Source organism: Limnohabitans sp. (genome assembly GCF_044361985.1).
GTDB lineage: Bacteria > Pseudomonadota > Gammaproteobacteria > Burkholderiales > Burkholderiaceae_C > Limnohabitans_A.
This window is the reverse complement of record NZ_JBIKHV010000137.1, coordinates 1-4,798: the sequence shown is the minus strand read 5'-3', so window position 1 is coordinate 4,798 and position 4,798 is coordinate 1. Positions and strand designations below refer to the sequence as shown.

The following is a 4,798-nucleotide window of genomic DNA, read 5'->3' as shown; positions in this document are numbered from 1 at the left end:
GGCCTCGGACAACCTGTATCTGCAATACGACATTTACCACGCGCAGCGCATGGAGGGTGAGCTTTCAGCCACTCTGCAAAAGCACCTGGCCCGCATCGGCCATGTGCAGATCGCAGACAACCCCGGGCGGCATGAACCCGGCACGGGCGAGATCCATTACCCGCACATTTTCAAGTGGCTCGACGCGATCGGTTACGCCGGCTGGGTGGGCTGCGAATACAAACCCCGAGACGCCCAGCCAGGCGGCACCGAAGCCGGATTGGGCTGGATGCGTGAGCTGACGGCGAATGCCCAGACCTGCGCAGCTTGATTGAAGCGATTCCATCCAACAAAACAAGGAAATGACATGACCAAAAGCGGCATGAAAGTGGGCTTCATTGGCCTGGGCATCATGGGCGCGCCCATGGCCCTGAACCTGTTGAAAGCTGGGCACATGATGTTTGTGCAAACGCGCAGCAAAGTCCCTGCTGAATTGGTGGAGGGAGGTGCCACGCTTTGCACCAGCGCCGAAGAGGTGGCCAAGCGGGCCGATGTGATCATCACCATGCTGCCCGACACCTCCAATGTGGAAGAGGTGCTGTTTGGTGCGCGTGGGGTGGCGGCGGGTCTGAAGCCGGCACAAGGCAGCACCGGCCAGCCCAAGCTGGTGATCGACATGAGCTCGATCAGTCCGATGGTCACCAAAAAGATGGCCGAACGCATTCATGCGTTGGGTGGTGAATACCTGGACGCTCCGGTTTCGGGCGGCGAAGTGGGGGCCAAGGCGGCCAGCCTGACCATCATGGTGGGAGGGCTTGACAGCAGCTTCGAGCGTGCCAGGCCTTTGCTGGAGGCCCTGGGCAAAAACATCACACATGTGGGGGGGCATGGCGATGGGCAAACCACCAAGGTGGCCAACCAGATCATCGTGGCGCTCAACATCGAAGCAGTGGCCGAGGCCCTTCTTTTCGCCAGCAAGGCGGGGGCCGATCCGGCCAAGGTGCGCCAGGCTTTGATGGGGGGCTTTGCCGCCAGCCGCATTCTGGAAGTGCATGGCGAGCGCATGGTCAAACGCAGCTTCAACCCTGGCTTTCGCATCGCCTTGCACCAAAAAGACCTGGGCTTGGCCTTGCAAGGTGCCCGCGAGATGGGTCTGTCTTTGCCGCACACCGCCAGTGCGGCGCAGCTGATGCAGGTGTGCGCAGCGCATGGCCTGGCAGGGCTGGACCATTCAGCGCTTTGCCGCAGTCTGGAGATCATGGCGGGCCATGAGATTGCAGCCGGAGACGTTACCATCTCGGCATGAATGCAACGACACCTTTGACACCGGCCTCTGCGCTGCCCGATGTGGGCCTTGAACCGCTGATTTTTTTGCGTCAACTCTACGATGTGGCCGTGCTGCGGGCCTTGCCCCTGCACAACACCGCAGCCCACCTGCCAACCCCACCGGACCCAGCCAAAGGCCGCACCCTGGTGCTGGGCGCAGGCAAGGCGGGGGGCGCCATGGCGCAGGCGGTAGAAGCACTTTGGCCACAAAACGCACCCCTGTCAGGCCTGGTGGTCACGCGCTATGGCCACACGCCACCCAGGCCTGCAGGCTTGCCTGAGCGCATTGAGGTGGTCGAGGCTTCGCACCCCGTGCCCGATGCCGCAGGCCTGCAAGCGGCCGAGCGCATCTTGGCCCTCACGCAAGGCCTGACCGCCGACGACCTGGTGCTGTGCCTGATTTCGGGTGGCGGATCGGCCTTGTTGACCTTGCCTGCCGAGGGCATCAGCCTGCAAGTCAAGCAAGACATCAACCGCCAGTTGCTGGCCTGCGGCGCCAACATTGCTGAAATGAACTGCCTGCGAAAACACCTCTCGCGCATCAAGGGTGGGCGCCTGGCGGCAGCTTGTGCGCCGGCACGTGTGGTCACCCTCACCATCAGCGACGTGCCGGGCGATGACCCTTCCATCATCGCCAGTGGCCCCACCGTGGCCGATGCCACCAGCTGCGCGGATGCGCTGGCCATCTTGCAGCGCTATGCCATTGCCGTGCCGCTGGACGTCGAGCAAGCCTTGCGATCGGGGGCCTGGGAAACACCCAAACCCGGATCGCCTGTTTTTGCAGGCCACACCGTCCGCATGATCGCCACGCCCCAGCAATCGTTGGAGGCCGCAGCTGCGGCCGCCCGCGCTCAAGGGCTTAATGCCTACATCCTGAGTGACGAAATCGAAGGTGAATCGCGCGAGGTGGGCAAGGTGCACGCGGCGCTGGCCCGTGCCGCCGCCAAGGGCCAGGGGCCCTTTCAGAAACCTTGCGTGATCCTCAGCGGGGGCGAGACCACGGTGACGATCAAGCCGCAGCCTGCGGGCACGCCCAAAGGGCGCGGGGGGCGGGCGGGCGAGTTTTGCCTGGGGCTGGCGCAAGCCCTGCAAGGCCAGCCAGGTGTTTGGGCGTTGGCGGCAGATACCGATGGCATCGACGGCATCGAAGACAACGCCGGGGCACAAGTTTCTCCGGATACATTGGCCCGCGCCCAAGTGCTGGACATGAAAGTGGACACGCACTTGCAGCGCAACGACGCCTACGGTTTTTTTGCCCCGCTGGGCGATTTGGTCATCACGGGCCCCACGCACACCAATGTGAACGATTTCCGGGCGATGCTGGTGGTTTGATTTGACCCAGCAGGGGTGACGGTACGATTTTTCTGGTGTTGACCCCGGTGTTGATGTTTGTCAAAGCTGCTGGCCCGATGCTCTGGCACATTCGACAGCACCATGTTGGATATTTCCTTGCCCCTTGACGCCGAACCGACTGTCCACCAGTCTGCTGGCACCGTTTTGTTGCGCCGTGGCGATGCCGTGGACCGCGTGGTCCATGTCATCCAGGGCAAGGTGGTGCTGGGGGTCATGACCGATGGCAACATGGCGCACCAGTTAGGGGTGGTGGACGGGCCTTTCTGGCTGGAGGCTGCATCGGGCCTGTTGGGTTTGCCCCATGCCGTTGATGCCGTGGCTGAAACCGATGTCAGCTTGCAATACGTGAGCGTGACGGACTTTGCAGCACAGGTGCAGGCCTTGCCTGAGGCCTCGCAAAACCTGCTGATGGACATGGCCCGATCGCAGCGACAGCAAACCGAATTGGGCGTGAGCCGGCTGGCCAAAGACGCCGATGCCCGCTGCGCTGAATGGCTGCTGCGCCACGCCGAACCCGACACGCTGGTCGGGGGTTTGGCGGTCACGCTGCACGAACGCAAGCGCACCATCGCCGCACAGTTGGGCATTGCCCCTGAGACATTTTCAAGGGTGCTGCGCCATTTGCGCGAGCGTCAACTCATCATTGGTGGCGGGCGCGTGCTGGGTTTGCCCAACCCGCAGGCCCTGCGTGATTTGGCGGGCGTTTAACGCTCAGTCTCCGCTGATTTTGCGCTCGCGGATGATGGCGCCAAAGCGCTTGGAATCGTCAGCGGCACGGGCGCCAAATTCAGCAGGCGTCAGAGGCAAGGCTTCACCCCCCAGGTTTTGGATGCGGTCTTTCAGGGCTTGCGTGCCCAGAATGCGGTTGATTTCGCGGTTCACACGGGTGATCACTTCCGCCGGCGTGCCAGCAGGCGCGTAAAAGCCGAACACCGAATCGGCGTCAAAACCTTTCAGACCGGACTCGTCTAAGGTGGGCACATTGGGGAACAGCGGTGAGCGTTTCAGGCTGCCCACAGCCAGCAACTTGAGCTTGCCTGCGCGCACCTGGCCCAAGCCAATACCGGGGTCAAAGTAAAAGTCGAGCTGCCCGGCCAGTACATCCTGCAAGGCAGGCGCTGCGCCGCGATACGGCACGTGCACCGCAAACAAGCCCGCCTGACTTTTCATCATTTCACCGGCCAAGTGGGGTGAGCTGCCGTTGCCTGCCGAGCCATACGACAGGCGCCCCGGGTTGGCTTTCACGTAGGCCAGAAATTCCTGAATAGTGCTGGCTGGAAAATTGGGCTTGGCCACCAGAAACACCAGCACGCGTGCGGCTGAGGCAACAGGCACCAGGTCTTTCGCCGGGTCAAACGGCATGCGGGCATAAATGTGCGGGTTGACCGACACCATGCCGCCTGAACTCATGAGCAGGGTGTAACCATCGGCGGGGGATTTGGCCACCATGTCACCGCCCAGGTTGCCGTTGGCACCGCCCCGGTTTTCCACCACCACGGGCTGGCCCAGCGCTTCTCCCAAAGGCACACCAATGGCGCGGGCGATCTGGTCAGCAGCGCCGCCCGGTGGAAAATTCACCACGATTTTGACGGGTTTGGTGGGCCAGCTTTGGGCTGCAGCGCTCAGGCACAGGGCGGGCCCTGCGATCAATGCCACCAGCGCTGTGCCGAGCAAGCGCCGTGTCAAGAAATTGGTTTTTTTCATGTGTGTCTCCTGGACTTTTTGAGGGGATGTGTGAGCTTGTGGCGACCCATCAGGATTTTTGAAGCCGAGGATTTTTCATCCACAACACGGGTTGCTCTGTGACCGGACGGGCCGGGGCGCCGTGTTGCAGCAAGGCCTGGTCGAGGGCCTGACCGGCTTCGTCTTGCAAGGCCGCTTGGCGGATGCGGGCCACCGCCTCGGCTTGATGGGCCAAAGGCACGGCCGATGCTGGCCCGCAGACGTGGCGCAGGATGTGCAGCAGGTTGTCCTTGCCGCGTTCGTTGGTGCTGCCGTAGCCTTTGATGAGCTGCCCGCAACGCGCCAGTTCCAGACCCAGCGCAGGGGACTGCCGCGTGGCACGCTCAATGCCGCCCAGCCATTCTTCGATCAGGGTTTGTTCGGTGGCGTAGCGGCTGCCGAAGGGGCGCAACACGCG

The 4,798-nt window shown here is 62.7% G+C and carries 6 protein-coding genes; 4 read left to right on the top strand and 2 right to left on the bottom strand.

Annotated elements, in window-relative coordinates; genetic code table 11:
- The 4 genes from ACIQ3A_RS13885 to ACIQ3A_RS13870 all read left to right on the top strand — a co-directional run.
- The coding region (locus ACIQ3A_RS13885; RefSeq protein WP_396432315.1) for a TIM barrel protein at positions 1–310 on the top strand (310 nt) is incomplete at its 5' end.
- 36 nt (positions 311–346) lie between these two features.
- On the top strand, positions 347–1,285 hold the full coding sequence (locus ACIQ3A_RS13880) for a 2-hydroxy-3-oxopropionate reductase (protein WP_396432314.1): 939 nt from the start codon (positions 347–349) through the stop codon (positions 1,283–1,285).
- Positions 1,282–2,637, top strand: a complete 1,356-nt coding sequence (locus ACIQ3A_RS13875; protein ID WP_396432313.1) for a glycerate kinase — start codon at positions 1,282–1,284, stop codon at positions 2,635–2,637. The genes ACIQ3A_RS13880 and ACIQ3A_RS13875 overlap by 4 nt, the downstream gene beginning before the upstream one ends.
- Positions 2,638–2,739: 102 nt before the next feature.
- Positions 2,740–3,366: a Crp/Fnr family transcriptional regulator gene (locus ACIQ3A_RS13870; protein WP_396432312.1), complete on the top strand. Its 627-nt coding sequence runs from the start codon at positions 2,740–2,742 to the stop codon at positions 3,364–3,366.
- 3 nt (positions 3,367–3,369) lie between these two features.
- Here the strand turns inward: ACIQ3A_RS13870 and ACIQ3A_RS13865 are convergent, their stop codons facing one another.
- Together ACIQ3A_RS13865 and ACIQ3A_RS13860 are read right to left on the bottom strand one after the other, a co-directional pair.
- Positions 3,370–4,362, bottom strand: a complete 993-nt coding sequence (locus tag ACIQ3A_RS13865) for a Bug family tripartite tricarboxylate transporter substrate binding protein (RefSeq protein WP_396432311.1) — start codon at positions 4,360–4,362, stop codon at positions 3,370–3,372.
- Positions 4,363–4,411: 49 nt separating this feature from the next.
- Positions 4,412–4,798, bottom strand: a 387-nt coding sequence (locus ACIQ3A_RS13860; protein ID WP_396432310.1) for a DUF6537 domain-containing protein, incomplete at its 5' end; no start/stop codon positions are given.